Source organism: Rhodopirellula sp. JB055, assembly GCF_043100905.1.
Taxonomy (GTDB): Bacteria; Planctomycetota; Planctomycetia; order Pirellulales; family Pirellulaceae; genus Rhodopirellula.
Map to the genome: position 1 here is coordinate 1 of NZ_JBICHO010000317.1, position 5,451 is coordinate 5,451.

General features: G+C 53.9%; 3 protein-coding genes and 1 pseudogene. 3 read left to right on the forward strand and 1 reads right to left on the reverse strand.

Going from position 1 to position 5,451, the window contains the following annotated elements:
• The 3 genes and pseudogenes from ACF8AM_RS12515 to ACF8AM_RS12525 all read left to right on the forward strand — a co-directional run.
• Positions 1-862: endonuclease/exonuclease/phosphatase family protein (locus tag ACF8AM_RS12515; protein ID WP_392555955.1), on the forward strand; the 862-nt coding region annotated here is incomplete at its 5' end.
• A gap of 63 nt (positions 863-925) precedes the next feature.
• Positions 926-1,258: pseudogene (locus ACF8AM_RS12520) on the forward strand (DUF1778 domain-containing protein).
• The gene (locus ACF8AM_RS12525; RefSeq protein WP_392555956.1) at positions 1,259-1,780 is read left to right on the forward strand and encodes a GNAT family N-acetyltransferase; all 522 of its coding nucleotides are present in this window, start codon (positions 1,259-1,261) and stop codon (positions 1,778-1,780) included. It abuts the pseudogene before it with no gap.
• A 143-nt stretch (positions 1,781-1,923) separates the two neighbouring features.
• Here the strand turns inward: ACF8AM_RS12525 and ACF8AM_RS12530 are convergent, their stop codons facing one another.
• Positions 1,924-5,295 carry an AAA domain-containing protein gene (locus ACF8AM_RS12530; RefSeq protein WP_392555957.1) on the reverse strand — a complete coding sequence of 1,124 codons (3,372 nt, stop codon included), beginning with the start codon at positions 5,293-5,295 and terminating at the stop codon, positions 1,924-1,926.
• Positions 5,296-5,451 lie beyond the last annotated feature (156 nt).

Here is a 5,451-nt window from a genome sequence, read left to right on the forward strand (position 1 = left end):
CATGAAAATTTCACGCCGACAATTCGGTGAAGCCCTCGGAGCAACCCTTGCCTTGTCCACCACGGACCTGCTCGCAGACGCGTCCCCTGCGAAACCGCTCCGAGTGATCGCCTACAACGTTTACCGCCTCGCCGGATGGCCGAGCACACGTGAATCGGCGAAGAAAGCGGTTGCCAAGGGGCAGATGGCAAAACGGCTAGCCATGGAATTGGCCCTGCACGATCCCGACATCATCAATTTCTCCGAATCGCCCGCGGCTGAAGTGACCGAAGAAGTCGCCGAACTTCTCGGAATGAACCATGTTCGATTCCCAAGCGGAGGCAGTTGGCCCGGAACACTGCTCAGCAAATTGCAGATCACGGAAACGACGAACGCCCCTGTGAATGGCGGCAGTCCGAAAGAGTTGTTCACCCGGCATTGGGGGCGAGCCACGCTTGCCGTTCCTGGCAAGGAACCATTGATTGTGCATTCGGCACATCTCTACCCGACGGCCGAGCCCACTGTTCGGCTGAAAGAGATCCGCGCCATGATCGAATCGATGAAACCAGATCTGGATGCCGGGCGGTCGATGCTATTGATCGGTGATCTCAACCACGGTCCCGACACGCAAGAGCACCAACTTTGGCTGGACGCTGGTTGGGTCGACACGTTCTCCCAAGTCGGCCAAGGCGAAGGCCTCACGTTCACATCCGACAACCCGGAGTGGCGGATCGACTACGTCATGGCAGCTGGACCGATTGCCGACCGCATCATTGAATCCAGACCGTTGTTTGAAGGAGCATTCCGGCTCAACCTCAACGACAAGAACTCATTTGCTTTGAGCGACCACCTCCCGCAACTGGCCGTCTTCGAATCGCCATAGAAGGGCTCGCCTGAGCAACGACCGGCGCCGAAGTGGCAGATTGCCACACCAATCCCGTGGTGTATGAATCAGTGGCAATACGCCACTTTCTATTTTTGGCAACGTTGGAGGACCGGAACGGCGGCAGCAAATAACGATGCTCGAATCAATGTTCGCTTAGCAAGTGACTTGAAGCGGGTCATTGAAGAAGCAGCGACCGCCCTTGGGCAAACGGTCAGCGAGTTCACTGTCTCGACCGTTGTGTGAGAAGCACGTCAGGTGATTCAGGAGGCTCAGTTCACACAATTATCCAATCGGGATCGTGATGCCTTTTTGGAGGCTCTTCAAGCGTCGGATGCAAAACCAAACGACGCATTAAAAGCTGCGGCTCGTCGTTACAAAAAGCAGCTTGGCTAGATGAGCAACTCGGCATGGACCATCGAGCCATTCGAGCGGAAAAGGCATGAGCGCGCCGGGTTCGACTGCGGCGTTGACGTACTGAACGATTGCCTTGCGATAAAAATTAGTCCGTACGAAAAGCGAGATCTTGCTCGCACGTATGTCCTCGTCGAAGAAGGAAGCATTACGATCAGGGGATACTACGCTTTCTCGAACCACACGGTTGTTTTCGAAGCGTTGCCCGGCGATCAAGCCAAAGGATCGCCTCAAATTGACATCCCCGTTGTGCTGCTTGGAAGGCTCGCTGTCGATCAAAACTCACACGGGGAAGGACTTGGGGAGTTCCTGTTAATGGACGCCCTCCGACGAGCCGAATATCTGGCAGCGAGAATTGGGATTCAGGCGGTAGAAGTCGAAGCCATCAATGAACACGCGAAACAGTTCTATCTCAAATTTGGATTCACGCCACCGCAAGATGATCCTCAACATCTGTTTCTCCCAGTGAAAATTATCCGCAAGTTGAGACTGCCACCGCTGTAGGAGAGATGGAAGCCACGACGATTCCAAGGCAAAGTTCGGCACGATTGCCTTGAACTCATCGTTGAATCAAGACCGCTATTTGAAAGAGCGTCCCGGCTCACATGGCACTGCCCGATCGTCCACACCTGCCGGCGTGCCTCAAACTACCATCCACGAGTGTACTGGATCGAAATGCACTCACCGATAGTTTCGCCAATCCTTCGGCTGGCGTCCGATCCACGGTTCACTCCGTAGATTGCCAACAGGGAACGGGCACGAGTCATTGCCACGTACAAGCTGTTCTCCAAGATTTTGCCTTCAGGTGCGACATAGTTGTCCACGCATGGGATCACGACCACTTCCGACTCATAGCCCTTGAATGAATGTGGAGTGGTGGCAATGAGCGTGCAGGGCTGTCGTTCAAATGAGCGATTCTTCTGAAACGAAAGCTCGACACCAATTTCAGCAAGTGAAGGAGCGAGCGTTGACTTCAACACATCCTGAACCCGACCATTGTAGAGAATGCAAATGTCAGTCGGAGAGATCCCATCAGTTTGGATCAAGTGTTTCAAGTGTTTTGCAATCGAGGACATTTCCTGATTGCGGCTGTCAAAGCTATGGTAGATCGGCTTCGGCCCTTCAATCTGGTTGTACCGCACACGCAACCAGTTTTCGCCGTTTCGATCAGACTTCTCCAACAGTCCAAGCTGAAGCAATTCTTGCTGATCTTGACGCTTGCTTGATTCAGAAAGTCGGCTCAGTACGTTCACCGCAAGTTCGGTGATCGGAGTTGTGGAGCGAAAACTCTCCCGCATGATCGTCGAGCGGCCACGCATATCGAGACCAAAGTCAGACCACTTCGGGGTCTTGGTGTCGTAAACGTTTTGTGCGTTGTCGTAGAAGATATGTGCCGAACGACTGTTGGCGTCTTCCTTGTCCGCCTGTTCGACGATGGACAACAGCAGACGCAATGTCGCCGGTCCCATGTCCTGAGCTTCATCAATGAACAAAGCCGAACAACAGGGAAGCAGGTCGTCCACATCTTGTCGATTGAGGAATTCTTCAGCGGCACGGTCGTAATCAAAACCGAAGGACTCGATTGACATCTGAACGCTTGGGAGCATTCCAGCCAAAACGTCTTTCACATGAAGGAGCGACACTTGATCCCAAGGGAAATCGGATTGACCGAGCAGGTCTCCCTCGTTGAGGCTGTCCCATGCCGATTCAATCGATTCCCGCAACAGTCGTTGCAAACTTCGATTGGCGTAGACTGCCCAAATGCGGGCATCCTTCTGATCTTGCAAACGCTTCGCCGTCTTGGCGAGCCAGTTGCAAAGAACAATCGACTTCCCGCTGCCCGCTACTCCACGAACCAATCGTGGCTTTCCATCCAGTTCGAGATTGGTCAGCCGTTGCTGTTCTTGGGAAAGAATTGGCTTCATTCCCTTTCGACCATCAAACTGATCGCCCATGCGACAAGATGCTTTTTTCTTGTAGCTGGCCATTTCTTCAGCCGCAATCGATGCACCGAACCCTTCAGATTGACCAGGCTCGCGCCAAACAAAGCGTCCGTCGTCTTTCACGAGGAATGCTGCGGTCATGCCCGTCATCAATGGACGAAGATACGGTTCCTCCATCTCGCTGCGACTGGCGAGAACAACCACCGCTTCTCTTGCCCGACTCAGCGCAACGTTGACAAGTCTTTTCCATTCAGGAATTTGCCAGGTCCCACTTCCAGCATTGACCGTATCAAAAATAACAATGTCCGCTTCCGATCCTTGTTGACTGTGGACGGTTGAGGCTTCCCAATTGGTCATTCCCCAACCAGCCACAAGCTTCCCAACCTCCTGAGCCTGCGCCTTGAATGGTGAGATGAATAAACCGTTTGCTGATCGAACATCTGCATCCGAAAACAGCTTTTGCAGCACCGACTGCGTCACACCACGAACCCAACTTCGGTTGCCCGGCCCACGTGCGGCACGAATGGAAGCGAGACTGGCATCCTCTTCATCAAGGACGTACCAAATGGCTCTCGATTGATCGGCAATGAATGGCGAGAGCGTCGACTCCACGCCAGCTCGGTCAGGAGCGGTCGTCAACGCTCCATCGTACTGGTAACTCGACACCACTTTGCAAACGTCAGGGTGCATTCGACGCTGCTGCAAAAGCAGGTGGACCGCTGTGGGAATGTTTTCGGTGTCGTCGAGATGGCTCAGCCCACTGCTCGCCAACCATGTTTGCTGACGAGTCGGCAGAATCCGTGAGATTCGACTGATCGGAGCCAATTGTTTTGAATCACCGACCAGCACAACTCGGTTGGCAGCCAACAGCGACAACGCAGCAACCGCCGCCCTTGAGATCAACCCCGCTTCGTCAATGAAGATCGTGGTGAAAGGTGCTTCGCCGCCTTCGACCATCTTGCGGATGGACTCATCTTTCAAATAGCTCATCGCTTTGAAAGCGGTGGCGACAACGACTCTTCGTTCAGCATCCACGAAGATGCGGTTGCTTTGGTCTTTGCCTGACGTTCGCAGTTCACCAATCTTCTTTCGTGCGAGAGCTTTGTCTTCCGACGATTCAAAAAGTTGAAGTTGCTGTGCAAGCCCATCGATCTGCGACAAGATTTCCGACTCGGTTCCCCTGAGCATCGGATCGAGCTTTTTAGAAACGAACGTTTGGTATGACGCCCCCTTCCCGATTCTCAGCAGAGTGTCATCACCGAGTTCATCAGGGCAGAACTCCTTTGCCGCTTCGCCGATGGAGATTGCGACGGCATCCGTTGCCCGGTTGGTGGTCGATACCACCAGAACTCGCTCGCTCTGATCTTGCATGACCGTTGCGATTTGCTGTCCAGTCGTCCAGGTTTTGCCGGTGCCGGGCGGTCCCCAAAGAACGCTCCACGAGTGCTGCCACCAATCTCGCAAGTGCTGCAAGCTGTGCTCACACGGCTGAGCCACTCTCGGATGCACATCGCCGTCGCTGGCGTTCAATCTCGCCGGGAGATGCCTCCGAACCTCTCTAAACTCCTCTCCGTTGTAAATGGCGTCCAAGACCGACATGAACTCGAACGGGCGAACAAAGAACGATCCTGCCGTTGGGGGCATCTCAGGATCATCAAGACTGATGAACAGGCAACCATTCCGCTCGTCCACTTCGACGATCTCACCCGACCAAACCATGTCGTCTTCGTAGTCGGCCTCTTCATAGAGTTGATCCGAGCAACGTTCATCGTCGTCAAGCGACTTCGGGCGAAACGCTTTCGCTCCTTCCCATGTCCAATCAAACTCGACCGACGAGCCGACATGAACGACGAAAATCGTCCCACGATCTTTCTCAGCAAAGATGCTGACTCGGTGGCAACTCAGCCGTTTCCACCGTGACCCATCTCGGTACTCTTGGCGAACTGCGACAGCGGCATCCTTGAGTTGCCGGTCGTCAACTTCAGGCAGATCGAGTGCTCCTTGAAACCGTGCGGGTTCAAAGTCCATCTCGTTGGACGCCTCTGACGGCATTTCGGTATCCGTGTCTTCATTCACTTGATGACTTCCGTCGCCAAGCCCGACAGGTATCCGGTGATCAAGCCAAACACAGCAGTTGAAAAAATGATCGATTGTTTTCGTGCGTTCATTGTGGCAAGCCGGTGGGTTCGCTCGGGGCAGCTACCTGAACCAATCAGCGGTCTATTGGATCAC

Coding starts and splice junctions, on each gene's coding strand:
- ACF8AM_RS12525 (WP_392555956.1), top strand. CDS start 1,259: ATGAGCAACTCGGCATGGACCATCGAGCCATTCGAGCGGAAAAGGCAT.